General features: G+C 72.3%; 22 protein-coding genes. 16 read left to right on the forward strand and 6 right to left on the reverse strand.

Annotated features, from left to right (window positions below; translation table 11 throughout):
* The first annotated feature begins 159 nt into the window (after positions 1–159).
* The 10 genes from ACW9TB_RS32390 (at position 160) to ACW9TB_RS32435 (ending at position 9,665) form a co-directional block, all read left to right on the forward strand.
* Entirely contained in the window at positions 160–1,461 is a 1,302-nt protein-coding gene (locus ACW9TB_RS32390) for a CpaF family protein (protein ID WP_472751905.1), read from the forward strand.
* Entirely contained in the window at positions 1,458–2,345 is an 888-nt protein-coding gene (locus ACW9TB_RS32395) for a type II secretion system F family protein (protein WP_472751906.1), read from the forward strand. Before ACW9TB_RS32390 ends, ACW9TB_RS32395 begins: the two co-directional genes overlap by 4 nt.
* A complete protein-coding gene (locus ACW9TB_RS32400; RefSeq protein WP_472751907.1) occupies positions 2,338–3,273 on the forward strand; it encodes a type II secretion system F family protein in 936 nt (311 codons plus the stop codon). The genes ACW9TB_RS32395 and ACW9TB_RS32400 overlap by 8 nt, the downstream gene beginning before the upstream one ends.
* Before the next feature lie 2 nt (positions 3,274–3,275).
* Positions 3,276–3,527 (forward strand): Flp family type IVb pilin, encoded by a 252-nt coding sequence (locus ACW9TB_RS32405; protein WP_472751908.1) that lies wholly within the window; start codon positions 3,276–3,278, stop codon positions 3,525–3,527.
* Positions 3,514–3,984 carry a TadE/TadG family type IV pilus assembly protein gene (locus ACW9TB_RS32410; protein ID WP_472751909.1) on the forward strand — a complete coding sequence of 157 codons (471 nt, stop codon included), beginning with the start codon at positions 3,514–3,516 and terminating at the stop codon, positions 3,982–3,984. The genes ACW9TB_RS32405 and ACW9TB_RS32410 overlap by 14 nt, the downstream gene beginning before the upstream one ends.
* Positions 3,981–4,400: a TadE/TadG family type IV pilus assembly protein gene (locus ACW9TB_RS32415; RefSeq protein ID WP_472751910.1), complete on the forward strand. Its 420-nt coding sequence runs from the start codon at positions 3,981–3,983 to the stop codon at positions 4,398–4,400. Before ACW9TB_RS32410 ends, ACW9TB_RS32415 begins: the two co-directional genes overlap by 4 nt.
* Before the next feature lie 94 nt (positions 4,401–4,494).
* Entirely contained in the window at positions 4,495–4,902 is a 408-nt protein-coding gene (locus ACW9TB_RS32420; RefSeq protein ID WP_472751911.1) for a pilus assembly protein TadG-related protein, read from the forward strand.
* Between the two features lie 52 nt (positions 4,903–4,954).
* Positions 4,955–7,828, forward strand: coding sequence for a hypothetical protein (locus tag ACW9TB_RS32425; RefSeq protein ID WP_472751912.1), 2,874 nt, complete (start codon positions 4,955–4,957; stop codon positions 7,826–7,828).
* A gap of 263 nt (positions 7,829–8,091) precedes the next feature.
* Positions 8,092–8,724 carry a hypothetical protein gene (locus ACW9TB_RS32430; protein WP_472751913.1) on the forward strand — a complete coding sequence of 211 codons (633 nt, stop codon included), beginning with the start codon at positions 8,092–8,094 and terminating at the stop codon, positions 8,722–8,724.
* Positions 8,721–9,665, forward strand: coding sequence for a hypothetical protein (locus tag ACW9TB_RS32435; protein ID WP_472751914.1), 945 nt, complete (start codon positions 8,721–8,723; stop codon positions 9,663–9,665). The genes ACW9TB_RS32430 and ACW9TB_RS32435 overlap by 4 nt, the downstream gene beginning before the upstream one ends.
* Before the next feature lie 123 nt (positions 9,666–9,788).
* Here the strand turns inward: ACW9TB_RS32435 and ACW9TB_RS32440 are convergent, their stop codons facing one another.
* The 5 genes from ACW9TB_RS32440 to ACW9TB_RS32460 all read right to left on the reverse strand — a co-directional run bounded on the left by ACW9TB_RS32440 (position 9,789) and on the right by ACW9TB_RS32460 (position 14,660).
* Positions 9,789–10,319: a methylated-DNA--[protein]-cysteine S-methyltransferase gene (locus ACW9TB_RS32440; protein WP_472751915.1), complete on the reverse strand. Its 531-nt coding sequence runs from the start codon at positions 10,317–10,319 to the stop codon at positions 9,789–9,791.
* Positions 10,316–11,725: an AlkA N-terminal domain-containing protein gene (locus ACW9TB_RS32445; protein WP_472751916.1), complete on the reverse strand. Its 1,410-nt coding sequence runs from the start codon at positions 11,723–11,725 to the stop codon at positions 10,316–10,318. Before ACW9TB_RS32445 ends, ACW9TB_RS32440 begins: the two co-directional genes overlap by 4 nt.
* A gap of 84 nt (positions 11,726–11,809) precedes the next feature.
* Positions 11,810–12,751, reverse strand: coding sequence for an NYN domain-containing protein (locus ACW9TB_RS32450; RefSeq protein WP_472751917.1), 942 nt, complete (start codon positions 12,749–12,751; stop codon positions 11,810–11,812).
* A 101-nt stretch (positions 12,752–12,852) separates the two neighbouring features.
* Positions 12,853–13,059: an acyl-CoA carboxylase subunit epsilon gene (locus ACW9TB_RS32455; protein WP_472751918.1), complete on the reverse strand. Its 207-nt coding sequence runs from the start codon at positions 13,057–13,059 to the stop codon at positions 12,853–12,855.
* Positions 13,056–14,660, reverse strand: coding sequence for an acyl-CoA carboxylase subunit beta (locus tag ACW9TB_RS32460; RefSeq protein ID WP_472751919.1), 1,605 nt, complete (start codon positions 14,658–14,660; stop codon positions 13,056–13,058). The genes ACW9TB_RS32455 and ACW9TB_RS32460 overlap by 4 nt, the downstream gene beginning before the upstream one ends.
* Before the next feature lie 102 nt (positions 14,661–14,762).
* Between ACW9TB_RS32460 and ACW9TB_RS32465 the strand changes: the two genes are divergently transcribed.
* From ACW9TB_RS32465 to ACW9TB_RS32475, 3 genes are all read left to right on the forward strand, one after another.
* Positions 14,763–15,548, forward strand: a complete 786-nt coding sequence (locus ACW9TB_RS32465) for an ABC transporter ATP-binding protein (protein WP_472751920.1) — start codon at positions 14,763–14,765, stop codon at positions 15,546–15,548.
* Between the two features lie 26 nt (positions 15,549–15,574).
* Positions 15,575–17,317 (forward strand): hypothetical protein, encoded by a 1,743-nt coding sequence (locus ACW9TB_RS32470; protein WP_472751921.1) that lies wholly within the window; start codon positions 15,575–15,577, stop codon positions 17,315–17,317.
* 120 nt (positions 17,318–17,437) lie between these two features.
* The gene (locus ACW9TB_RS32475) at positions 17,438–20,074 is read left to right on the forward strand and encodes a phosphoenolpyruvate carboxylase (protein ID WP_472751922.1); all 2,637 of its coding nucleotides are present in this window, start codon (positions 17,438–17,440) and stop codon (positions 20,072–20,074) included.
* A gap of 189 nt (positions 20,075–20,263) precedes the next feature.
* On the opposite strand, the gene fdhD is transcribed toward ACW9TB_RS32475, so the two are convergent.
* Positions 20,264–21,319: a formate dehydrogenase accessory sulfurtransferase FdhD gene (gene fdhD, locus ACW9TB_RS32480; protein ID WP_472751923.1), complete on the reverse strand. Its 1,056-nt coding sequence runs from the start codon at positions 21,317–21,319 to the stop codon at positions 20,264–20,266.
* A 153-nt stretch (positions 21,320–21,472) separates the two neighbouring features.
* Here fdhD and ACW9TB_RS32485 point away from each other — a divergent pair, with 153 nt between their 5' ends.
* The 3 genes from ACW9TB_RS32485 to ACW9TB_RS32495 are packed head-to-tail and all read left to right on the forward strand — an operon-like array spanning position 21,473 to position 23,890.
* Entirely contained in the window at positions 21,473–22,297 is an 825-nt protein-coding gene (locus ACW9TB_RS32485) for a biotin--[acetyl-CoA-carboxylase] ligase (RefSeq protein ID WP_472751924.1), read from the forward strand.
* Between the two features lie 33 nt (positions 22,298–22,330).
* Positions 22,331–22,849 (forward strand): PH domain-containing protein, encoded by a 519-nt coding sequence (locus ACW9TB_RS32490; RefSeq protein ID WP_472751925.1) that lies wholly within the window; start codon positions 22,331–22,333, stop codon positions 22,847–22,849.
* Between the two features lie 3 nt (positions 22,850–22,852).
* On the forward strand, positions 22,853–23,890 hold the full coding sequence (locus ACW9TB_RS32495) for an adenylate/guanylate cyclase domain-containing protein (RefSeq protein ID WP_472751926.1): 1,038 nt from the start codon (positions 22,853–22,855) through the stop codon (positions 23,888–23,890).
* Positions 23,891–23,897 lie beyond the last annotated feature (7 nt).

Here is a 23,897-nt window from a genome sequence, read left to right on the forward strand (position 1 = left end):
AGAGGTGGCGACCGTGATCATCGACCGTACGCCGATGGGGTGCCTCCGGCAGGTGGCGACCGTGACCGTTGATCGCACGCCGGTGGGGCGCTCTCGGCGGATGGCGGCCGTGGTTGTCGATCGCACGTCGGTGAAGCGCTTCCGGCGGGGGGCGAGGCCGTGACCATCGACCACACGCTGGTGAAGCGCTTCCGGCAGGACGTCGGCGACCGACTGGCCCACCAGCGCCGCCTCGACCAGGCCAGCGGCCTGCTGCCGATGACCGGTGAGGACGAGCGCCAGTTCGCCCGCGCCCTGATCGCCCAGATCCTGGAGGAGTTCGCCCGAGGCGAGATCGGCGTCGGCAGGACGCCGCCCAGCGCCGAGGAGGAGGAGGCGCTGGCGGCGGGGATCCACGCGGCCCTGTTCGGCGTCGGCCGCCTCCAGCCGCTGCTCGACGACCCCGAGGTCGAGAACATCGACATCAACGGCTGCGACCGGGTGTTCGTCGGCTACGCCGACGGCCAGGAGCTCATGCGCGAGCCGGTGGCCGAGTCCGACGAGGAGCTGGTCGAGCTGATCCAGATCCTCGCCGCCTACAGCGGCCTGTCCAGCAGGCCGTTCGACACCGCCAACCCCCAGCTCGACCTGCGCCTTCCCGACGGCTCCCGGCTCTCGGCCGTGATGGACGTGACGGTGCGCCCGTCCATCTCCATCCGCCGTTCCCGGCTCGGCAAGGTGTTCCTCAGCGACCTCGTGGGAAACGGCAGCCTCACCCCCGAACTGGGGCGTTTCCTCTCAGCCGCCGTGGCGGCCAGGAAGAACATCATGATCTCCGGCTCGACCAACGCCGGGAAGACGACCCTGCTGCGCGCGCTCGCCAACGAGATCCCGCCGTCCGAGCGCCTCATCACCGTCGAGCGCGCCCTCGAACTCGGGCTCGACCAGTTCTCCGAGCTCCATCCCAACGTGGTCGCCTTCGAGCAGCGGCTCCCCAACTCCGAGGGCCAGGGCGAGATCACCATGGCGGAGCTGGTCCGCCGCTCCCTGCGCATGAACCCGTCCCGGGTGATCGTCGGCGAGGTCCTCGGCGACGAGATCGTCACCATGCTCAACGCGATGACCCAGGGCAACGACGGCTCGCTGTCGACGATCCACGCCAACTCTTCGATGGAGGTCTTCAACCGCATCGCCACCTACGCGCTCCAGGCCACCGAGCGCCTGCCGATCGAGGCCACCCACATGCTCATCGCGGGCGCGATCGACTTCGTGGTGTTCATCGAGAAGCGCAACGACTACGCGGTGGGCGGCAGGCTGCGCCGCTTCGTGTCGAGCGTGCGCGAGGTGGCCGGGGTGGACGGGCGGGTGCTCTCCTCCGAGGTGTTCGCCACGGCGCCCGACGGCCGGGTCCTGCCGCACGCGCCGCTGTCGTGCCTGGAGGAGCTGGCCCACTTCGGCTACGACCCGGGAGGCTGGGCATGACCTCCCTCCCTCCGGGCCTGTTCGACCCGCTGGTGCTGCTCTCCGGCCTCGCGCTCGGCGCCGGGCTGTTCCTGCTCTTCCTCTCCCTGTACGGGGTGAGTGCCAGGCCGTCCACCCCCGGCAGGACGGCGGGCAGGCGCGCGTTCCTGCGCGCCCTGTCCACCCGGTCCGCGGTGGGGGTGATCGCCGGGGTGCTCGTGCTCGTGGTGACCGGGTGGCCGGTCATGGCGGTGGGAGCCGTGCTCCTCGCCCTGGCCTGGCGGGGCCTGTCCGGCGGCGCCGCGGAGGAGCGGACCGCGATGCGCAGGCTGGAGGCCCTGGCCGCCTGGACCGAGTCGCTGCGCGACACCATCGCCGGGGCGGCCGGGCTGGAGCAGGCGATCCCGTCCTCGATCCGGGCCGCCGCCCCCACGCTCCGCCCGCACCTGCGGTCCATGGTCGACCGCCTGCACACCAGGATGGCGCTGCCCGACGCGCTCAGGCTCTTCGCCGACGAGCTCGACGACCCCTCCGCCGACCTGGTGGTGGCCGCCCTCATCCTCAACTCCAAGCTGCGCGGACCCGGCCTGCGCGACGTACTCGGCGCGCTGGCCGTGTCGGCCCGCGAGGAGCTCGACATGCGCCGCCGGGTCGAGGCCGAGCGCCGCTCCACCCGCCGCAGCGTGCAGATCGTGGTCGGTACGGCCCTCGCCTTCGCCGTCATGCTCGTCGTGTTCAACCCCTCCTACGTCGAGGAGTACGACAACACGCTCGGCCAGGCGGTGCTCGTGGTGGTCGCCGGGCTCTTCGGCGCCGGGTTCGCCTGGATGCGCCGCCTGGCCCGCTTCGACAAGCCCGCCCGCCTGCTCGGCCTGCCCTCCGGAGGTGAGGTACGCGATGACTGAGGCGCTGCTCGCGGGCTCGGTGCTCGGGATGGGCCTGTTCCTGCTGTTCAGGGCGTTGTTCCCGGCCCGCCCCGGGCTGGTGACGCGCCTGCTGGCCCTCGACGCCGCCAGGGAGGGCACCGACGCGCCCCGGGCGCGGCTCATCCTGCCCGACGAGGAGGTCAGCGCGTTCCGGCGCGGCCTGGGCGAGCGGATGGCCCGCTTCTACGCCGCCAGGGGCTGGGAGGCCCGCTCGGCCAGGGCCGACCTCGCGCTGCTCGGCAGGTCGTTCGAGGGCTTCCTCGCCACCAAGGTGCTGCTGGCGGTCTCCGGGCTGCTGGCGTTCCCGCTGCTGGTCGGCTGGCTGGTGCTGATGGAGTGGGGCGTCTCCCTCACCGTCCCGCTGTGGGCGGCGCTCGCGGTCGCCGGGGTCTTCTTCGTCCTGCCCGACCTGCAGGTCAAGCGGGACGCCTCGCGGATGCGCCGCGACTTCCGGCACGTCGTCGGCTCCTTCCTCGACCTCGTCGCGATGAACCTGGCGGGCGGGCGAGGGGTGCCCGAGGCGTTGATGATGGCGGTCTCCGTGGGCAGCCCCGGACCCGACGACGAGGGGGCCAACTGGGCGATGTCCCGCATCCGCGAGGCGCTCGGCAACGCCAGGATCGTCGGCATCACCCCCTGGCAGGCCCTCGGCCAGCTCGGCGACGAGATCAACGTCGACGAGCTGCGCGACCTGTCCGCCGCGCTCGGGCTGGTCGCCGACGACGGGGCCAAGGTCCGCTCCTCCCTCACCGCGCGCGCCGCGACCATGCGGCGCCGCGAGCTCGCCGAGGTCGAGGGGCAGGCCGGTGAGCGTTCCCAGTCGATGCTCGTCGCCCAACTCCTGCTCTGCGCGGGCTTTGTGATCTTTCTGAGTTTCCCGGCCGCTATGAAGATGTTGGGGTCCTGACCATGCTGAGCCATCCGTGGATCGTCTACGCGGGCGCCGTCCTGAGCGTCCGGATCGAGAAGGCGCGCAGCGCCCCCACCCGGGGCGCCTCCGCCGTCGAATGGGTCATCATCACGGCCATCATCGCCGGGGTGGCACTCGGGCTCGCCACCCTCATCAAGACCCTCGTCGAGGGGAAGCAGGCCGAGATCTCCAACCAGTTCGGTGGCGGCGGTGGCGGCGGGGGCGGGGGCGGCGAACTTGGAGACCCGTGAGCGTACGCGACACCGTGACCGGGAAGGGAGAACGCGGCGCGCGGGACGCTCCAGTGGCGGTGAGCGCGGTGCCACGGTCGTCGAGCTGGCGATCATCATGCCGGTGGTGCTGGTCGTCATCCTGCTCATCGTGCAGTTCGCCCTGTGGTTCCACGGACGCCAGATCGCCGACGCCGCGGCCAGGGAGGGGGCGCGGCTCGCCAGGGTCGACACCGAGTCCTGGCAGCAGGACGCCGAGTCCCGCGCCCAGGAGCTGATCCGGACCATCGGCCCGAAACTTCTCGAAGGCGCCACGGTGACGGCCTGGGAGGAGGGCGACCGGCGGGGGGTCGAGGTGACCGCCTCGGCGGTCCAGGTCGTCCCGCTGCTGCCGTCCACCACGTTCACCGTCACCGCGCGTTTCGGCGGTCCCATCGAATGCTTCCGTCCCGACGACGGAAGCGAAGGGTGCGAGTGATCTCCTTGGTCTCCAGGACCGGCGGCGACCGCGGGTCGCTCAGCGCCGAGACGGTGCTGCTCGCCCCGGTCTTCCTGCTGTTCCTGCTGTTCCTGGTGGGCGCGGGAAGGGTGGTGGAGGCCCAGGGCGAGGTCAACGGCGCCGCCAGGGACGCCGCCAGGGCCGCCTCCGTCGAGCGCACCCTGGCCGACGCCGAGAGCGCCGCGGACGAGGCGGCCCGCGGAGCCCTGTCGGGCGAGTGCGAGCCGGAGGTCAGCCTGTCCGGTACGACCTGGCAGGAGGGCGGCCAGGTCCACGCCGAGGTGACCTGCTCCCTGGACCTGGAGTTCCTGGGCTTCGGCGCGGCCAAGGACATCAAGGGCGACTCGGTGGTCCCGCTGGAGCAGTTCCGGAGGGTCGAGGATGAGTCCCGCTGAAGCACTTCCGGAGGGCCTGGAGGCGAGCCCCGCCGGAGCGGTTCCGGAGAGGCGGCGTCGCGGAGGGCCGGGCGGGGCCGGCGAGCGGGGGTCGATGTCGATCTTCACGGTGATCTTCTCGGTGGTGGTGTTCCTGCTGGCCGGGCTGCTCGTCGACGGCGGGGCCGCCATCAACGCCCGGCTGCGCGCGGCCGACGTCGCCGAGCAGGCCGCCAGGGCCGCCGCCGACCAGATCGACGTCGAGCACCTGCGCGCCACCGGCGAGGCCCGGCTGCTGGAGGAGGGGGAGACCTGCGCGCAGGCCGAGGAGATCGTCTCCGCCCACGGCGGCGGCGACGTACAGCTCACGGAGTGCACGCTCGGCGGCGGCCAGGCCGAGGTCACCGTGAACGTCTCCGTCACCTGGAAGGCGTTCTTCCTGTCCGCCTTCGGCTTCCCCGGCTCGGACATGGAGGCCCAGGCCATGGCCGGGCCGAACATCGGGGAAGACCAATTGCCGTGAATCGCTGGCCCACCGGTTGACCGAGGACGAATCTGGACGGGGAGGGAGACGAATGCCCACGCGACAGCCCGCGCGCATCAAGGCCAGGCGCACACCGGGAGACCTGCTGGCGGGCCTCGGCGCGCTGGTCGTCCTGGTCGCGCTCATCGCGGGGGTCCCCTACGCCCTGCTCCGGCTGGCCGGGCCGCCGCTCCCGCCCGAGCTGCTCAACCTCGACCTGCTGACCAGCCAGGTCGGTACGAGCACCATCATCGCGATCCTCGTGCTGCTGGTCTGGATCGCGTGGCTGCAGCTGGTGGTCTGCGTGCTGGTCGAGATCTACGCCGGGCTGCGCCGGGTCGGCATGCCGGCCAGGGTGCCGCTCTCCGGTGGCACGCAGATGTTCGCCAACCGGCTGGTCTCGGCGGCCATGCTGCTGTTCACCGTCTCGGCGGTGGCCCTGCCGATCGCGAAACTGACCAGCCTTCCGCCCGCCGGTCCCAGCGTCGTCTCCACCGGGCTGTCGTCGATGTCCGGCCCGGTCGCCGACGAACGGGCCGAGCTGGAGCCGGTACGGAAGGCGAAGAAGGTCTACGTGGTGCAGCCGCCGCACGGGCGCCACCACGAGAGCCTGTGGGAGATCGCGGAGAAGTGTCTCGGTGACGGGCGCCGGTATCCGGAGATTTACCGGCTCAACCAGCACAAGGAGCAGCCCGACGGCAGCCGCCTCCACATGGCCGACCTGATCAGGCCCGGCTGGGTCCTGGACATGCCGGACGACGCGCGCAACGTCCACGTCGTCCCGGCCTCCCAGCCGCGCGACGACACCCTCAAGGACCACCGGGACAAGCCGGTCGAGCTGGACGGCCGGACCCAGACCTTCACCCCCGGCCGGGCCGACCTTCCCGCGGAGCCCGCGCCCGAGGTCTCCGACCCCCGCGACAGAGCCGCAGAAAGGGCCGGTGCCGAGGGGACGCGGGAGACCGGCCGGGACACCTCCCGCGACCCGGCGCCCACAGTGTCCACAGCGCCCACGGTGCCCGCCGAGCGCGTACCGCAGACCGTGCCCGACAGCGGGCAGGTCCCGGCGGTGGCGGAACCCCCGGAGAGCGGGCAGGGCACCGGCCTGGGGACGCTCGACTACCTGGCGGGGGCCTCGCTGGCGGCGGCGGGACTGCTGGCCGCGCTCGGACGCAGGCGCAGGCAGCAGCTCTGGCACCGGGCGTTCGGGCACCGGATCACCCGGCCCAGGGACGAGGCCGCCCAGGCCGAGCTCGCGCTCAGGCTCGGCGCCGACGCCCCCGGCAGCCGGATGCTCGACGTCGGGCTCCGGCTCCTCGGCAGGTCCCTGGCCGCCCAGAACCGCGTCCCGCCCACGATCTACGCCGCCCACCTGTCGACGCAGACCCTCGACCTGTGGATCCACCCGCCCGACCCCGACGCGCCCGCGCCCTGGACCGCCCACGACGGCGGCCAGGTCTGGCGGCTTCCCGCGCACGAGGGCCGGATGCTCGACGAGCGGGCGCTCGCCGACGCGCCCGCCCCGTACCCGGGGCTGGTCTCGCTCGGTTCCAACGGTGAGGGCCGGGTGCTCGTCGACCTGGAGGCCGCCCACGGGCTGATCGCCATCAGCGGCCCGCAGGCCACCGCCGCCCTCGCCGCGCTCGCCGTGGAGCTGGCCACCAACCGCTGGTCGGACCGGATGCGCGTCACGCTGGTCGGCTTCGGCGAGGAGCTGACCGTGATCGCCTCCGACCGGATCAGGTACGTGGGCGGCCTGGCGGAGATCCTGCCCGAGCTGGAGGCCGGGGCCGGGGGGCGCGACCACGGCGGTGAGGTGCTCACCGGCCGGATCCACGGGCGCGCCGCCGACCCGGTCGCCGCGCCGCACTACCTGCTGTCCGCGATCGCCCCCACCCCCGAGGAGGGCCGCCGCCTGGCGCTGCTCGCCAGGAAGGGCGTGCGGACGGCCGCCGGGTACGTCATCGCGGGCGACGTGCCGCACGCCACCTGGAACTGGACGATCACCGAGGAGGGCCGCGCCGAGGTCGACGCGCTCGGCTTCGACGTGGCCGCGCAGCTGCTGCCCCGCCGCCAGTACCGGGCGCTGATCGACCTGTTCCTGGCGACCGAGCGGCTGGAGGGCGAGCCGCTCCCCGACGAGCCGGAGGCCGTCACGCACACGCCCTCGGTCGAGGTGCGCGTCCTCGGCCCCGCCGAGGTCGTCGGCCCCCCGCCGATGGAGGAGGGACGGGCCGTGATCGCCGTCGAGATGGCCGTCTACCTGGCGACACACCCCGGCGGCGTCCACCCCGTGGTGCTCGGCGGCATCCTCTGGCCGAGGGGCGTGCAGTCGGTGGTCAGGGACGCCACGATCGCGAGGGTCGTCGCCTGGCTGGGCACCGACAGTCAGGGGCGGCCCAACCTCTACTCCGACGAGTCCGGGCGGCTCCGGCTCGGCCCCGAGGTTCGCACCGACTGGATGCTCTTCCGCGACCTCGTCCGCCAGTCGCACGCCAACCCCGCCGGGCGTCCCGCGCTCCTCGACAGGGCGCTGGGCCTGGTGCGCGGCCCGCTGCTGAACGGCCGTCCCCGTGGCCGCTACGCCTGGCTGGCCGCCGACGACCTGGAGTACAACGTGACCGCGGGCGTCGCGGACGCCGCGCACCGGCTCTGCGAGGTGCGGCTGGCCCGCGGCGAGACCGACCAGGCCGTCGCGGCGGTACGCGCCGGGCTGCTGCTGGCCGCGGACGACGAGGGGCTCTGGCGTGACCTGCTGCGGGCCACCCACCTCACCGCCGACCCCGTACGCCTGCGCGCCGTCGTCGACGCCCTGCACCGCCGGGCCGCCTCCCACCCCTACGGCGGCGGGATGGCACCCGAGACCGAGGCCCTCATCGACGAGCTGCTGCCCTCGTGGCGGATGCGCTCGGCCCCGACGGCATGACGTTCCCGGCGGACCCGGCCCGCGCGCCGGACGTCACGCGGTGGCGGGCGGGTGCCGTGCCGGACGGCCGTCGAGCGGGGGACGCGGTGACGGGCCGTGACGCGGGGGGCCGCGGTGGGGGCGGTGACGTCGCGGGTCGCCGTACGGAGGTCGCGGGTCGCCGTACGGAGGTCGCGGGTCGCCGTACGGAGGCGGAGGGGAGAGTCATGCCGAATCGCGCACATCGGTGGTCTCGGCGGTTGGGCGCTCCTAACGTGATCGGTGTGCGTGTCGCGATCGCGCTGGTCGTGCTCCTGGCGACGGCCTGTACCCCGTCGGAGGCCGAGCGGTTCACTCCCGCCGACCTTCCTGCCGACCTTCCCGCAGGGGTCTCCTCGCCGAGCCCCGCGCGGACGGCGCCGAAGGTGGAGACGGTCCAGGTCTCCCCCGACGTCCAGGTGGTGGTGGAGTGGCCCGCCGTGACCGACCGGGACGCCACCGAGATGATCAATGCTTTCCGCGACCACCGTGCCGGGTCCTACCGGGCGGTCGTCACCGCGGGCCGGGACATCACGTACCGCGAGACGGTCCAGGAGGGGGCGGCCTCGGACGCGTACGCGTGGGTGAAGGCGTTCCTGGACCAGCGCCGCTCGGTGCGCGGGGTCTCCCGGCTGTACGCGCTGAACGTCGTCTCGGTCACCGGCCGGGGGGCCGAGCTGAACGCGTGTGTGGACGAGACCGGGATGCGGCTGCTGGACGCGGAGACCGGGAAGGCGGTCCGCAGGCAGCCCGACTGGGCCAGGCGTCCCTTCCTCCAGGTCGTCGGTCTCCGGCGGGGCGACGACGGGATCTGGCGGATCAAACTGTTCCAGCACGCCAAACCTTTCAGTGAAGCCTCGAAGGGATGTCTTCGATGATCATGAATATGGTGGTCGCGGGGCTGCTCCTGCTCGCCCCGAACCCCGGTGGCGGCAATGGTGTCCCCGACGTTCAGGTCCGAGGCGGCCAGGAGGGGAGCACGGCACGGATCAGCCTCAAGAACTCCCAGATCATCATCAGCGGGAACGGCCGAGGGGGGAGAAGCGACGGTTACCGGCTCAAGCGTCCCTGCTGGTACGAACCCGCCCAGAACGCCTCGGACATGCTGGACTTCCAGCAGCGGTCGACCCGGGTGGACCCGGGCGCGCCACAGACCCGGCACGAATCCCTTGAGCCGTTCGTGGAGAAGCTCGGCGAGGAGGGGCGCTGGTGGACGGTCGCCCACGACGCGTCCGATCCCAATGGGGTGAGCTGCCAGATGGCGCTGGACACCTACGTGTTCGTGCCGCCCAACACGACCCCGCCCGCCGGGATCACCATGGCCGAGCTGGCCGACATCGCCCGCGCCGCGCTGACCGTGCCCGAGCCGAAGGTCGAGCTCAACCCGGACGCCAAGAGCTACGTCAACCTGCCGACCTGGGTCTGGCTGGGCGACGTCGGCGAGACCACCCGGTCCGTGACCGCCACGCTGCCCGGGATCATGAGCGCCACCGTGACCGCCACCCTTGGGGAGATCGAGATCGACTCGGGCACCACCGAGCAGCGGGCGAGGGTCGAGGACAGCGGGTGCGAAACGGGCGGCACGCCGTACACGGAGGGCGCGGGCGACGACGACCCCACCTGTGGTGTGACCTATCTGCGGGCCTCGGTCGACCAGCCGCGCGGCGTCTACGTGCTGGAGGTCACCGCGGTCTGGGACATCGAGGCCGCGGGTGGCGGGGGTGAGGTGGTGCCCTTCGCCTACGACCCGGTCGAGGCCGGGGTCACCCGCGACGTCCCGGTGGGCGAGGTGCAGAGCACGGTCAGGAAGACCGGCTAGCCGTTCAGGCCGGTCACGCACCTGTGACCGGTCACGGCGGGGTGTGGGGCACGGTGAGGAGGGCCGGTCACGGCGGGGTGTGGGGCACGATGAGGAGGACCGGTCAGCGGCCCTCCTTCCGGCTCAGGACTCCCGGGTCCTGAGCCGCTCGGCGGCCGGTGCCCCCTCGTGGACGAGCAGCCACCGCTTGACCGGGGTGCCGTAGTAGTAGCCGCCGAACCCGCCGGTGGACGGCAGGACGCGGTGGCAGGGGACGAACGGCGCGATCAGGTTCTGTGCGCACGCGCTCCCGGCCGCCCTGGCCGCCGTCCTGGGCAGCCCCGCCCGTTCGGCGAGCTCGGCGTAGCTGATCGTGACGCCCGCGGGCACCCGGCGCAGGGCGGTGAGCAGCCGCTGCCGCGTGGGCGTGCCCGGCTGTTCCACCGGCACCGCGTCGAGGGCGGTCAGGTCGCCGTCCAGATAGTCGCGTACCGCCCGCGCGGGCCCGCCCAGGTCGTCGGTGAGGGTGAGTCCCTCGGCGCGCAGCTCGGGGGAGAGCCGCGCGAACATCTCCTCCGGCCCCGTGGTGGTGAAGCCCGCCGCCAGCAGCACACCTTCGCGGGCGAGCATGGACAGCGAGCCGGTCGGGGTGTCGAGAACCTGTGCCTCTATCATTCCGAGCTCCAAAGGTGCAGCGCGGCGTACGCCCGCCAGGGACGCCACCGCTCGATGTGATCTTCAGGGATGCCCAGGCAGGCCATCGCCCGCCGCAGGCCGAGGTCTCCGCCCGGCCAGGCGTCCGGGTCGCGCAGCGCCCGCAGCGCGATGTAGCCGGAGGTCCACGGCCCGATCCCGGGAACCTCCAGCAGCCTGGCCACCGCCCGCGCGGGCTCCTGCGCGCCGTCCAGGTCGATCTCGCCGCCCGCCACCCTCGCGGCGAGCGCCTTCAGCGTCAGCATCCGGCGCCCGGTCAGGCCCAGCCCGCCGAGGTCGGCCTCGGCGAGCTCCTCCGCGGTCGGGAACAGGTGGGTCAGCCCCTCCCTGCCGGAGGGGCGCCCGGCCCTGGCCACGACGCGGCCCAGGATCGTACGGGCGCCCGTGACGGAGATCTGCTGGCCGATCACGGCGCGGACGGCCATCTCGAAGCCGTCCCAGGCGCCGGGCACGCGCAGTCCCGGGCGGGCGGCGACGAGCGGTCCCAGCGAGGTCTCGCCGAGGGCGGAGGAGATGGCCTCGGGGTCCGCGTCGAGGTCGAGGAGGCGGCGGCAGCGGGCGACGATCCTGGCCAGGTGGCGGGTGTCGTCGACGCTCACCTCCAGCCGTACGTGGCCGGGCTCGGGGGTGAGGGTGATCGTGCCGCCGGGGACGGCGCGGTGGTAGGACGTGCCGTCCGCGTGCTCCAGCCCGGGAATCGCCCTCGCTCCCAGGAACCGCATCAGGGTCGCGGCGTCGTACGGCTCCCTGCGGTGCAGCCGAAGGGTCAGGGCGTCGCCGCACACGCCGGGCCTGCTCCCCGTCGTCGCCCGCAGCTCGCCGGGGGTGAAGCCGTAGGTGTCCTTCATGGTCGCGTTGAACTGCCGGACGCTGCCGAAGCCCGACGCGAACGCCACGTCGACGATCGGCAGCCCGGTCTCGGTGAGCAACTGCTTGGCCAGCAGCAGGCGCTTGGTCCTGGCCACGGCGAGCGGGCCCACGCCGATCTCCGCGGTGAACAGCCGGTGCAGGTGGCGGCCGGTGATGTGCAGCCGCCCGGCCAGCCGGGTCATCCCGCCGTCGTCCGCCACGCCCTCGTCGATCAGCCGGAGCGCCCGGCCGATCAGGTCGCCCCGGTGGTCCCAGCCGGGATCGCCGGGGCTCAGCTCGGGCCGGCACCGCTTGCACGGCCGGAACCCGGCCGCCTCCGCGGAGGCCGCGTGGCGGTAGAACCGCACGTTCCGGGTGGACGGGGTGCGTGCCGGGCAGATCGGGCGGCAGTAGATGTTGGTGGAGGTGACCGCCGTGTAGAACCGCCCGTCGAACCGGGCGTCCCTCGCGGCCACCGCGCGGTAACAGGAGTCGAAGTCGAGCTCTCTCACGGACACGCTGACGACGCTACTCGCGGCGCACGGGGCACGGCTGGCGGGAATCGGACATGGTCGTGGCGGCCGTTACGGCCGTTACGGCCGTCACTTGGAGGAGACGCCGACGCCGATCTCGAACTCCCGGTAGACGCGGGCCCAGAACCCGTCGCGGAGCCAGACGCGTGCCTCGGGGTACGGGCGCAGGGAGTGACCCAGCTCCTTCTCCGCCTCGATGAGCAACTCGGTGTCGATCACCGTGGGCAGGATCGGCCCCGGTAGCAGGTCGCGGATGTTGTCGCGGCCCCGGGTGAGGATCCACTTCTGGGCCACGTGCTCGCCGACCTCCTCGACGCGCGGGCGGCTCGGGCCCAGCTTGGTGACCTGGCCCACGGGGACCTTGGGCTTGGCGGCGGTGCGCCCGGCGAAGACCTGGGCGGGGGAGGGGGCGATCGGGGGCACCGGCACCGGGACCGGCGCGGGGGCCCGGCTGAAGTAGGACCGCAGGAAGTCGGCGCTGATGATCTCGACGGTGTCGGACTCCCAGACCAGGCGCTCGGCCTGGTTGGTGCCGTAGGGGGGCTCCACGCCCCACAGGTGGATCCGCACCCCGTAGGCCTGGGCGGCCTCGACGGCGGGGACCATGTCCTCGTCCCCGGCCAGCAGTATCGTGTCGCTCACCGCGTGGTGCCTGGCCAGCGCCTCCAGGTCGCTCCTGATCTGCGCGTCCACGCCCTTCTGCTGGCCCCGCGCGTTCAGGTTGCCCAGGCGCACCTTGACCCAGGGGAGCTGGGCGATGACCCGCTGGTCGACGGTCGGCACCCGGTCGCGGGCGGCGTCGTACCAGTAGATCCGGAGCAGCTCGCCGTGGATGCGCTCCTCCGCGTGCTTCTGCAACGCCTGGATCAGCTCGTCCGCCGCCACCCGGTATTCCTTGCGCTCCTTGGCGCTCAGGAGCACCTCCCCGGCTGCCGCGTACAGATAGCCGACGTCGACCAGGACGGCGTACTTCGCGGCGATGGGATGTGACGTGAGGTCCAGGATGGTCATGTCGTCCTCCAGGCCTCGGAACTAGCTGATCGGCTGACTATATGCGCCCATTTCTTAGATGGTCCCAACTCTTGCGCAAGTTGACACCCCGTTCCCGGGATCTATCTCGGCAGCGCGCTGGATCGCCACGCGCCTTGTCCGACAGGAAGCGCTTTTCTCATGCGATGTGAGTGATTGCTCCAGGATTTCGACGTCTGAGGGGCTTTCGAGGCCGGATTCGCCGGTACGGCACGCGCCGAGAGGACGATCACCACCGCGGCGATCTCCTCGGGGGTCGCGTCCCCTTTAATGATCTTCAGGTGTCTCATAGCGGGATGTTTCCGTGCTTCTTCGGAGGCAGGGTCGCGCGCTTGTTGCGCAGGGTCCGCAGCGCCTTGACGATCTGGACCCGGGTGTCGGAAGGGCGGATCACGGCGTCCACATACCCACGTTCGGCCGCGAGATACGGGTTGGCGAGCGTGTCCTCGTACTCGGTGACGAACCTGGCCCGCTGGGCGTCCGGATCCTCGGCCGAGGCCAGCTCGCGCCGGTAGAGGATGTTGACCGCGCCCTGCGCGCCCATCACCGCGATCTGCGCGGTCGGCCACGCCAGGTTGATGTCGGCGCCCAGGTGCTTGGACCCCATGACGTCGTACGCACCGCCGTACGCCTTTCTGGTGATGACCGTGACCAGGGGCACGGTCGCCTCCGCGTAGGCGTAGAGCAGCTTGGCGCCGCGCCGGATGATCCCGTTCCATTCCTGGTCGGTGCCCGGCAGGAATCCGGGGACGTCGACGAATGTCAGGACCGGAATGTTAAAGGCATCGCATGTACGGACGAATCTCGCGGCTTTCTCGGAGGCAGAGATGTCGAGCGTGCCGGCGAAACTCAGCGGCTGGTTGGCGACGATCCCCACGGAGCGCCCCTCGACCCTGCCGAAACCCACGAGGATGTTGGGCGCGAATTGCGCGTGCACCTCCAGGAATTCGCCGTCGTCGAGAACGTGTTCGAGGACCGTGTGCATGTCGTAGGGCTGGTTCGCCGAGTCGGGGATCAGCGTGTCGAGCTCGCGGTCCTCGTCGGTGGTCTCCAGCGGCGGATCGGCGTCGAAGGCCGGGGCCTCGTCCATGTTGTTGGACGGCAGGTAGGACAGCAGCGCCCTGGCGAACTCCAGGCAGTCGGCCTCGTCGGACGCCTCGTAGTGGGCCACGCCCGAGCGGGAGTTGTGCGTGTGCGCCCCGCCGAGCTCCTCGAACGTCACCTCCTCGCCGGTGACCGTCCTGATCACGTCGGGGCCGGTGATGAACATGTGCGACTTCTCCGACACCATCAGCACGAAGTCGGTGAGCGCGGGCGAGTAGACGGCGCCGCCCGCGCAGGGGCCCATGACCAGCGAGATCTGCGGGATCACCCCGGAGGCGTGCACGTTCCGCTTGAAGATCTCGGCGTACAGGCCCAGCGAGACGACACCCTCCTGGATGCGCGCGCCGCCGGAGTCGTTGATGCCGATCACCGGGCAGCCGGTCTTCAGCGCGTGGTCCATGACCTTGACGATCTTCTCCCCGAAGACCTCGCCCAGGGACCCGCCGAAGACCGTGAAGTCCTGGGCGAACACCGCCACCGGACGCTCGTCGACCGTGCCGTACCCGGTCACCACCCCGTCGCCGTACGGCCGCCGGTGCTCCAGGCCGAAGCTCGTGGACCGGTGCCTGGCGAGCTCGTCGAACTCCACGAAGCTGCCCTCGTCGAGGAGGGCGAGCACCCGCTCCCTGGCGGTCATCTTCCCGCTCGCGTGCTGCTTCTCGACGGCGCGGGCCGAGCCCGCGTGGGCCGCCTCACCCAGGCGGCGCTCCAGGTCGGCCAGTTTCCCGGCCGTGGTGTGGATGTCGGGTCCGGAATCCAACGGCTCGGCGCTCAGGGATTCACTCATCCCAGCAGGGTAACCGCCCCCTGACATCGCGAACTATCGGGGGCGATCGTTCGTTTCCCGTGCGGGCGGGCCGATCGGGCCCTCCCTGGAAGGGGAGGCGCCATGCCGGATGTCACGGAGGCGGTAAGGACGCGGGGGCTGCTCAAGAGGTTCGGGCAGCAGGTGGCCGTGGGGGGCGTCGACCTGGTGGTGCCCCAGGGCGGTTTCGCCGGGCTGGTCGGTCCCAACGGCGCGGGGAAGACCACCACGCTCAGCATGGTCACCGGCCTGCTCCGCCCCGACGGCGGCTCGATCCACATCGGCGGCGCCGACGTCTGGCACGACCAGGTCGCGGTCAAGGGCCGCATCGGGGTGCTCCCCGAGGGGCTGCGCCTGTTCGAGCGGCTGTCGGGCAGGGAGCTGCTCTCCTACAACGGCCAGCTCCGCGGCATTCCCAAGGCCGAGGTGGAGCGGCGGGCGGAGGGGCTGCTGAAGGTCATGGACCTGACCGAGTCGGCCGACAAGCTCGTCGTCGACTACTCCACCGGCATGCGCAAGAAGATCGGCCTGGCCGCCGCGCTGCTGCACAACCCCGGTGTGCTCTTCCTCGACGAGCCGTTCGAGGGCGTCGACCCGGTCAGCGCCAACACGCTCGTCGAGGTGCTCAGGCGCTACACCGCCTCCGGTTCGACGGTGGTCTTCTCCAGCCACGTCATGGAGCTCGTCGAGCGCCTGTGCGACTGGGTCTCGGTGATGGACCGGGGGCTGATCGTCGCGCAGGGGCCGCTGGACGAGGTCAGGGCGGGCCGCAGCCTCAACGAGGCCTTCCTCGCCCTGGTCGGCGCCCGGGGCGGCGACGGCGCGGGCGGCCAGGAGGGCCTGTCGTGGCTGGGCGCGACCCCGGCGTGAACGCGCCGGACCGAAGGGGCGACGGGATGAACACGGATCACGGCGACGGGGTGAACGCGGTCGGTGGTGACAGGACGAGCACGGTCGGCGGGGTCGATATGAGCGCGAGCGTGCGGGAAGGCGTCGGCACCGGAGTGAACACGGACGCGAACGCGAACGCGAGTGCGGGTGCGGGTGCGGAGGGAGGCGCGGGGACCGTGCGGGTGGGGCCCATGGTCTTCGTACGGCTCAAGCTGCGGCTCGTCGCCGGAAACCTGAGCGGCAGCACCCAGCGCCTGCTGGGGTTCGTCTTCACGGCGCTCGCCGCGTTCCTCTTCGGCACCCTCGGTTTCCTGGCGACGGCCATGCTGCGCCTCGCGCCCGCCGACATCGCCCTGGAGGGCGTGACCGTGCTGTTCGCCGTCTTCCTGGTGGGCTGGGCGGTCGTGCCGCTGCTGGCGTTCGGGCTGGACGACACGCTCGACCCGTCGCGCCTGGCCCTGTTCCCGTTGCGGACCGGCCAGCTCGTCACCGGGATGTTCGCCGCCTCGGTCACCGGCGTGTGGCCGCTCGCCTCGCTGACCGTGATGGCCGGGGCCGTGGCCGGGCTGGCCACCGGGATCGGCGGGGTGGTCCTGGGCGCGGTCGCCGTGCTGCTCCACTTCGCGCTCTGCGTCACGGTCTCCCGGCTGGTCACCACCTCCCTGTCGGGGATCCTGCGCACCCGCAGGGGCCGCGACGTGCTGGCCATCTCGGTGATCTTCCTCATCGTCGCCGCCCAGCTGCCCAACCTGCTGCTCAACGGCGGTCTGGCGGCCGACCCCAGGGCCGTGCTGCACGGTCTCGCCTCGGTGCTGCGCTGGACCCCCTCCGGCGTCGCGGCCGGTGCCGTCGCCGACGGCGGCCTCCCGGCGGTCGCGGGCGTGGGCCTGCTCGCCGCCCTGCTCGCCGCGGCCGGTTGGCTGTGGATCGTGGCGCTGCGCCGCGCCCTGGTCTCCACCGACGCCTCCACCCAGGGCGCGTCGGTGCGCAACTCCCGGGGCCTGCTCGCCAGGGTCCTGCCCGACGGCCCGCTCGCCGCGGTCGCGGCCAAGGAGCTCAAGTACGCCCGGCGCGACCCGCGGGGCAGGGTCGGCTGGTTCGCCGCCGTCGCGGTCACCGGCATCATGGCCTTCTCGATGTACGGGAACGGCGACGGCGCGACCGGAAGCTTCCTCGCGATCCTCCCCGCCTGCATCGGCGCGCTGATGATCAGCATCCAGGGGTGCAACGCCTTCGGCATCGACGGCCGCTCCCTGTGGGCGAACGCCGTCGCCTACGGCACCGACCGCGACTGGCGCACCGACATCGCCGGGCGGCATCTGGCCGTGGCGACGATCGCGGTCCCGCTGCTGCTCGTGCTCGCCACGGTCGCGGCACTGCCGGCCGGGAACATCGCCTGGGCGGTCCCGGCCGCGCTCACCGCCTGGGGCCTCCTCGGGACCGGGCTCGGGGTGGGCGCGCTGACCAGCGTGCTGACGCCGTACACCGTGCCCGAGCGCCTGAACGCCTTCACCGGCGCGGCCCCCGGGCAGGGCGGCATCGCCTTCGTGGCGTCGTTCGGCGCGCTGATCGGCACCGGCCTGCTCGCGCTGCCGATCGTCCTGCCGGTCCTGCTGGGTCTCACCTGGGTCTGCGTGCTGGCGGTGCCGTACGGGCTGCTGGTCTCCTGGGGTGGCCGCAGGGTCGCGGGGAAGATCGCCTTCGCCAGGTATCCGGCGCTCCTGGAGGCGACGTCCGCGGCCACCTGATGGCCGTCCGGTGGCCGCCCGGTAGCCGTCGGATGGCCCGGGAAAGACCTCCCGAATGGTCTAGTCCAATGGGTGAGACCGGTCTCCGTTCGAGAAAACGGACTGGGTACGCTGGCGGGCATGCCCGCCACCGTGTCCCATCAGGCAGAGCGTTCCTCCGCTGTCACCGAGATGCCCGACGAGCTGCGCGCGGACGTGCGACTGCTCGGTGAGCTCCTGGGGCAGGTCATCGCCGAGCATGGCGGCGATGACCTGCTCGCCGATGTCGAACGGCTGCGCAAGGCCGTCATCGGGGCCCGCAGAAAGCAGGTGTCGGTCGACGAGATCACCGCGATGGTCGCCCAGTGGCCGATCGACCGCGCGGTGCAGATCGCCCGAGCCTTCACGTGTTACTTCCACCTGGCGAACCTGGCCGAGGAGCACTTCAGGATCCGCACGCTCAGGGTTCGCGACACCGGCGAGGAGCCGCTGCCCGAGTCCCTGGCGCAGGCCGTCCAGGAGCTCGGCGACGGGAAGGTCGCCGACCTGGTCGAGGGGCTGCGCCTGCACCCGGTGCTGACCGCGCACCCCACCGAGGCCCGCAGGCGGGCCGTGGTCACCGCGATCCAGCGCATCAGCGGCCAGCTCGCCGCGTACAACAGCTCCGACAGGGGCGCGGCCGAGCGGGCGGAGACCCGGCGGCGGCTGCTGGAGGAGATCGACCTGCTGTGGCGTACCGCCCAGCTCAGGTCCACCAAGCTCGACCCGCTGGACGAGGTCCGCACCGCGATGGCGGCCTTCGACGAGACCCTCTTCCGGGTGGTCCCGCAGGTCTACCGCGCCCTGGACGCCGCGCTCGGCGGCGGACGCGGCACCGGCAAGCCGCGGGCCCGCGCCTTCATCAGGTACGGCAGCTGGATCGGCGGCGACCGCGACGGCAACCCGAACGTCACCTCCAAGGTGACCAGGGACGCCGTGCTCATCCAGGCCGAGCACGTGCTGATCGCCCTGGAGAACGCCACGCTCAGGATCGGCCGCTCCCTCACCCTCACCGCCGACTACACCCCCGCCTCGGCCGGGCTGAGGGCCGCGCTGTCGAGCGCGGTGAACGACCACCCCGACGTGGTCTCGGAGATGGCCACCCGCTCCCCGAGGGAGCCGCACCGGCAGTGGCTGATGTTCGTCGCCGCCCGCATCGCGGCCACCCGCCAGCGCGGCCTCGACCTGGCCTACCGCTCGCCCGAGCAGCTCCTGGCCGACCTGCGCATCACCCAGGACTCGCTGGTCGAGGCCGGGGCGAACCGGCAGGCGTACGGGGAGCTGCAGCACCTCATCTGGCAGGTGGAGACGTTCGGCTTCCACCTGGCCGAGCTGGAGGTCCGCCAGCACTCGCAGGTCCACGCCGCCGCGCTGGAGGAGATCGCCGACGGGCGCGCCTCCGAGCGGACCGAGGAGGTCCTGGCCACGATCCGCACGATCGCCTGGATCCAGGAGCGGTTCGGGGTGACGGCCTGTTCCCGCTACGTCGTCTCCTTCACCCGTTCGGCCGACGACATCGCCGCGGTCCACGCGCTGGCCGCGCACGCGCTGGGCGACCGGGCGCCCCGGCTCGACGTGGTCCCGCTGTTCGAGTCGGGCGCCGACCTGGCCGCCGCCCCCGACGTCCTGTCGGGGATGCTGGAGATCCCGGCCGTACAGGCCCGGCTCGCCGACGACCGGCGTCTGGAGGTCATGCTCGGCTACTCCGACTCCGCCAAGGAGCTCGGCCCGGCCGCCGCGACCCTGAAGCTCTACGAGGCCCAGGAGGCGCTGGCCGCCTGGTCGGCCGAGCACGACGTGCCGCTCACGCTGTTCCACGGCCGGGGCGGCGCCCTGGGCCGGGGCGGCGGCCCGGCCAACCGGGCCGTGCTCGCGCAGGCCCCCGGCTCGGTCGGCGGCAGGTTCAAGGTCACCGAGCAGGGCGAGGTCATCTTCGCCCGCTACGGCCACGACGCCATCGCCCGCCGCCACATGGAGCAGGTCACCTCCGCGGTGCTGCTCGCCTCCACCCCGTCCATCGAGGCCCGTACGGCCGAGGCGGCCGGGCGCTTCCGCGGGGTGGCCCAGGGGGTCGCCTCCGCCTCGGAGAAGGCCTACCGGCGGCTGACCGAGGCGCCCGGCTTCCCCGAGTGGTTCTCCCTGGTCAGCCCGCTGGAGGAGATCGGCTCGCTCCGCCTGGGCTCCCGCCCCGCCCGGCGCGGCCTCGGCGCCCCCCGGTCCCTGGACGACCTGCGGGCCATCCCGTGGGTGTTCGCCTGGGCCCAGACCCGGGTCAACCTGCCCGGCTGGTACGGCCTGGGCAGCGGCCTGGAGGCGGTGATCTCCGAGGCGGGCCTGGACGAGCTGCGTGCCGCCTACCGCGAGTGGCCGCTGTTCGCCTCGCTGCTGGACAACGTGGAGATGTCGCTGGCCAAGACCGACCGCGACATCGCCGCCCGCTACCTCGCGCTCGGCGCCAGGGACGACTTCGTCGAGCAGGTCCTGTCCGAGTACGACCTGACGCGCCGCCTGGTCCTGGAGATCACCGGCCACACCCGCCTGCTGGAGGACCGCAAGGTCCTGTCCCGCGCGGTGCAGCTCCGCGACCCGTACGTCGATGCCCTCTCCCACCTGCAGCTGCGCGCCCTGTCCACGCTCCGCGCGGACGAGGGGCTGTCGGAGGGCGAGCGCGAGCGCCTGTCCACGCTGCTGCTCCTGTCGGTCAACGGCGTCGCCGCGGGCCTGCAGAACACCGGGTGATCCGCGCGCCCACGGCCGGGGACCGTCCCGGCCGTGGGCGGACGGCCCAGAAGCCAATACGGGCGATTCAGGACGTGAGTGGACTTCCAGGGCCTAGGTGGACGTTCGGTGGCCGGAGCGGGTGGCTCAGGGCCCGCGAAGGGTGGTTCGTGGCGGAAGCGAACTTTCGAGGGGGCGGGGTAGGCGCCTTCAGCGGCCGACGCGGTGGGCCCCGGCGTAGACGTTGAAGCGCTCCTCGCGCAGGAAGCCGACCAGCGTCATCCCGAACTCCCTGGCCAGGTCGACGGCGAGGGAGGAGGGCGCGGAGACCGCGCAGACGACCGGCAGGCCCGCGGTGAGGGCCTTCTGCATGATCTCGTAGCTGGTCCGCCCGCTGACCATGAGCACGTGCCCGCCCAGCGGCAGCCTTCCGGTCATCATGGCCCAGCCGACCAGCTTGTCCAGCGCGTTGTGCCGCCCCACGTCCTCGCGGACCGCGAGCGGCTCGCCCCCGGCGGTGAACAGACCCGCCGCGTGCAGCCCCCCGGTCTTGCCGAAGACCCCCTGGGCGCTTCTCAGCCTGCCGGGAAGGCCGTACAGGATCTCCGGGGAGATCAGCAGGTCCTCCTGGGCGGGCAGCGGGGAGCAGCGGCCACGCAGGGCGTCGAGGCTGGCGGTACCGCAGACGCCGCACGCGCTCGACGTCATGAAGTGCCGGTCGAGCGAGGGCAGGTCGGGCAGCCCGCCACCGCGCAGCCGCACGGTCACCGTGTTGTAGCGCGCCTCCGGGGGCACGTCCTCGTCGGTGCAGTAGGCGATGGACGCGACGTCCGCCGGTGCCGCGACGCCCTCGCCGTACAGGAACCCGGCGGCCAGCTCGAAGTCGTGCCCGGGGGTGCGCATGGTGATCGCGACCGTACGGCGCTCCTCGCCCGCCTGGACGCGGATCTCCAGCGGTTCCTCGGTGGCCAGGTCGTCCCGGCGCTCGTGGATGGTCCCGGCCCGCATCTGCCCGACCCGCGCCCGGGTGGTGGGCCCCGGCCTCCGCACGGCCTCCACCACCGCGAAGCCCGAATCCACCCCGAAGCCCTGATCTGTTTCGGCGCCCTGATCCACCTCGAAGCCTCGGTCCGCCTCGAAAGCCGGACCCGCCTCGAAGCCCTGGTCCGCCTCGGAATCCGGATTTACTTCTGAGCCCTTGTCCACCTCGGAGCCCGGTTCGTTCTTCAGGCCGGTGTCGTCCCGCGCGCTGAGATGTCTGCTCATGCGTTCATCATCTCTTTTCGCAACCGTCTGAACGATTTCCCGCCCCTACCGAAAGCCTGACCTTGCCCGCCGACCCAGACTTCGGTAACAGTATTCCCTGGTCATTGGATTAATTCGGTAACAGGGGGTCGTTAGTGGAGGCAAGATAGCTAAGTGCTCGACTCGCCCTTCACTGATCTCGACCGCCCGCCGCTTTCCCAGGCGGCCCTCACCCGCGCGCTGGTCCGCCCCGGCGGCCTGTGGTCCGGCATCTCCGTGGCCGACAGGACCGGATCGACCAACGCCGACCTCGCGCAGGCCGTCCGCGACGGCGCGCGGCAGGGAGCCGTCGTCGTCGCGGAGTTCCAGTTCGCCGGGCGGGGCAGGCTCGGCCGCGTCTGGAGCGCTCCACCGCGTTCCGGCCTGACCTTCTCGGTTCTCCTGCGTCCCGACCCGCCCATGTCCACGCAGGGGTGGCTGCCCCTGCTCGTCGGCCTGGCGGTCGCGTCGGCCGTGCGGAAGGTCGCCGAGGTCGACGTACGGCTCAAGTGGCCCAACGACCTGCTGGTCGGCGAGCGCAAGCTCGCCGGGGTGCTCGCCGAGCGGATCGACAGCGCGGTGATCGTGGGGGTCGGGCTCAACGTGAGCGTGCGCCCCGAGGAGCTGCCGGTGGAGACCGCCACCTCCCTGGCCATCGAGAAGGCCGCCTGCGCCGACCGCGACCCGATCCTGCGCGCGGCGCTGCGGGAGATCGAGACCCACTACCGCGAGTGGTCGGAGGCGGACGGCGACGTCGAGGCGTGCGGCCTGCGGGCCGCCTACCTCGCGGTCAGCGCCACGGTCGGGCGAGAGGTCAGGGTGGAGCTGCCGGGCGAGCGGGTGCTGACCGGCACCGCCACCGGTGTCGACCACGCCGGTCACCTGATCGTCAGCTCCAAGGGGGAGGAGCACACGCTCAGCGCGGGTGACGTCGTGCATGTTCGACCTCGCACCTCATGACGTGGAGCATGAAGGCGTGCCACGATTTGCCCCATGGGTCTACCCGATCACCACATGACGGAGGGGGAGCGACGGATCAGGTCGTTCCACCCGCACTGGAAGCGACTTATCGGCCCGTTCCTCGCGTTGATCCTGATCATCGCGGGGTCCGGTGCCGCTCTTTTCTTCATGCCCGACTTCGAGTACCGGTTCTACGCGCTCATCGCGGTGGCCGTGGTCGCCGTCGGCCTGCTGACCGTGTGGTCCTTCATTCCGTACCTGCGCTGGAAGAACACCTCGTACGTCCTCACCTCGCACCGGTTCACCATCGGCACGGGGGTGCTGAACACGTCCGTCGACGACATCCCGATGGCCAAGGTGAACACGGTCAGCGCCGACCAGACCCTCGTGGAGAGGCTCTTCGGCTCCGGCACGCTGGTCGTCGAGTCGGCGGGCGACCACGGCCGGATCACGCTGCGGGACATCCCCCGGATCCAGGAGGTCCGGGCCGAGCTGTTCCGCGCGATCGACGACGCGGCCGACGGGGAGCCCTCGGAACCCGGCGGGCGGTGACCCATGGGGCGTGACCTCCTGGGCCTGGGGGAGGGCGGGGACGAGGCGGAGGTCCCCGCCGGGCGGCCGACGGCCGAGCAGATCGAGCGCCTCTTCGTCGGAGCGCCTCCCCGCCACACCCGGATCCAGGTGGCGAGCCTCGCCCGGGTGCCGCAGGAGTTCACCGAGCGGATCTGGCGAGCGCTGGGGTTCGCCACGCTCCCCGACGACACCGTTGCCTTCACCGACGCGGACGTGGCCGTGCTGGAGCGGGTCCGGGCGATGATGGAGGGCGGCCTGCTGGACGACCGGACCGTCATCCGGATGGCGAGGGCGCTCGGCCAGACGACGGCGAGGCTCGCGCAGTGGCAGGCCGAGATCATGATCGGTGCCATGCTCGACCCCGGTCACCGGCCCTCCGACGAGGACCTGGCGGCGGTCATGGAGACCTCGCGCCGGTTGCTCCCCGACTTCGAGCAGGTGCTGGTCCACGTCTGGCGCGCGCAGCTCGCCGCCGCCGGGACCCGCCTGCTCACGCTCGCCGACATCGGCGACGAGATCGCACCGGCGAGGCTCACCCTCGCGGTGGGCTTCGCCGACCTGGTCTCCTTCACCCGGGTCTCCCGCGAGCTGGACGAGCGGGGCCTGGCCGAGCTGGTCGAGGGCTTCGAGTCACGGGCCTCGGACGTGGTCGCCGAGCACGGGGGGCGGATGGTCAAGACGCTCGGGGACGAGGTGTTCTTCACAGCGGCCGACCCGCGGACGGCCGCGGTGATCGCCCTGGACCTGGTCGGCGCGATCCGCCAGTACGGGCCCGACGTGCGGATCGGGCTGGCGTACGGCCCGGTGCTGCCGATCATGGGCGACGTCTTCGGCACGACGGTCAACCTGGCGGCCAGGCTCACGGCCATCGCCAGGCCCGGCACCGTCGTCGTCGACGACGGGCTGGCCGAGGCGCTGAAGGACGCGCCCGGTGTCGAGGTCGGCCGCATCCGCCAGCGTCCGGCCCGCGGCCTGGGGGTGGTGCAGCCGTACGTCTTGCGCCGGGCTGGTAATCATTGAGGCCGGG

The sequence above is a fragment of the Streptosporangium sp. H13245 genome, assembly GCF_055690525.1.

Excerpts from the sequence above, each read along its gene's own strand:
- ACW9TB_RS32395 (WP_472751906.1), top strand. The coding sequence starts at position 1,458 with ATGACCTCCCTCCCTCCGGGCCTGTTCGACCCGCTGGTGCTGCTCTCC.
- ACW9TB_RS32400 (WP_472751907.1), top strand. The coding sequence starts at position 2,338 with ATGACTGAGGCGCTGCTCGCGGGCTCGGTGCTCGGGATGGGCCTGTTC.
- ACW9TB_RS32405 (WP_472751908.1), top strand. The coding sequence starts at position 3,276 with ATGCTGAGCCATCCGTGGATCGTCTACGCGGGCGCCGTCCTGAGCGTC.
- ACW9TB_RS32420 (WP_472751911.1), top strand. The coding sequence starts at position 4,495 with ATGTCGATCTTCACGGTGATCTTCTCGGTGGTGGTGTTCCTGCTGGCC.
- ACW9TB_RS32425 (WP_472751912.1), top strand. The coding sequence starts at position 4,955 with ATGCCCACGCGACAGCCCGCGCGCATCAAGGCCAGGCGCACACCGGGA.
- ACW9TB_RS32435 (WP_472751914.1), top strand. The coding sequence starts at position 8,721 with ATGATCATGAATATGGTGGTCGCGGGGCTGCTCCTGCTCGCCCCGAAC.
- ACW9TB_RS32440 (WP_472751915.1), bottom strand. The coding sequence starts at position 10,319 with ATGATAGAGGCACAGGTTCTCGACACCCCGACCGGCTCGCTGTCCATG.
- ACW9TB_RS32450 (WP_472751917.1), bottom strand. The coding sequence starts at position 12,751 with ATGACCATCCTGGACCTCACGTCACATCCCATCGCCGCGAAGTACGCC.
- ACW9TB_RS32455 (WP_472751918.1), bottom strand. The coding sequence starts at position 13,059 with ATGAGACACCTGAAGATCATTAAAGGGGACGCGACCCCCGAGGAGATC.
- ACW9TB_RS32460 (WP_472751919.1), bottom strand. The coding sequence starts at position 14,660 with ATGAGTGAATCCCTGAGCGCCGAGCCGTTGGATTCCGGACCCGACATC.
- ACW9TB_RS32465 (WP_472751920.1), top strand. The coding sequence starts at position 14,763 with ATGCCGGATGTCACGGAGGCGGTAAGGACGCGGGGGCTGCTCAAGAGG.
- ACW9TB_RS32470 (WP_472751921.1), top strand. The coding sequence starts at position 15,575 with ATGAACACGGATCACGGCGACGGGGTGAACGCGGTCGGTGGTGACAGG.
- ACW9TB_RS32475 (WP_472751922.1), top strand. The coding sequence starts at position 17,438 with ATGCCCGCCACCGTGTCCCATCAGGCAGAGCGTTCCTCCGCTGTCACC.
- fdhD (WP_472751923.1), bottom strand. The coding sequence starts at position 21,319 with ATGAGCAGACATCTCAGCGCGCGGGACGACACCGGCCTGAAGAACGAA.
- ACW9TB_RS32490 (WP_472751925.1), top strand. The coding sequence starts at position 22,331 with ATGGGTCTACCCGATCACCACATGACGGAGGGGGAGCGACGGATCAGG.
- ACW9TB_RS32495 (WP_472751926.1), top strand. The coding sequence starts at position 22,853 with ATGGGGCGTGACCTCCTGGGCCTGGGGGAGGGCGGGGACGAGGCGGAG.